Origin of the sequence: Chromobacterium alticapitis (assembly GCF_002924365.1) — a bacterium.
Classification (GTDB): Bacteria; Pseudomonadota; Gammaproteobacteria; order Burkholderiales; family Chromobacteriaceae; genus Chromobacterium; species Chromobacterium alticapitis.
Window position 1 is genome coordinate 1 of record NZ_PQWB01000065.1, and the last position, 431, is coordinate 431.

A 431-nucleotide genomic window follows, 5' to 3' on the forward strand; every position below is an offset into this window, starting at 1 on the left:
CTTGGCGGACGATTTTTTCTTGGCTTTGGCGTTGTCGCGCTTGCCGGAGGATTTGCCTTCCGCCTTGGCGTCAGCCTTCTTGTCCCCGGCCGCCGCATCCGCTTCGTCGTTCTTCAGGAAGGCTGCGCCGGCGGCCAATAGCCGTTTGGCCGTGCTGCCCTGGATGTCGCGATAGGCTTTCAGCGCATCGCCGGTGCGGCCCAGATAGTTCGCCGACTTGCCGCTGTAGTCCTCAGCCTTGTCCAACAGGGACAAGACGCGCTCGGTGTCCGGCAAGCGGTTGCCCAACACCGGGTTCAGCTTGGCCCGCGCCGCTTCATAGACTTTGCGTCCCGTATCGGTGCGCAATACCTTGGCCGCGCCGCCGGTCAGCTTTTCGCTGATCTCGCTGACTTTCTTCAGCTTCTCCGTCGCGTCTATGGCCTTGTCCA

1 protein-coding gene is annotated in these 431 nt (G+C 62.4%); it reads right to left on the minus strand.

Annotated features, from left to right (window positions below):
- A partial coding sequence (locus tag C2I19_RS22035; RefSeq protein ID WP_158253719.1) for a hypothetical protein occupies positions 1 to 431 on the minus strand: 431 nt, incomplete at both ends.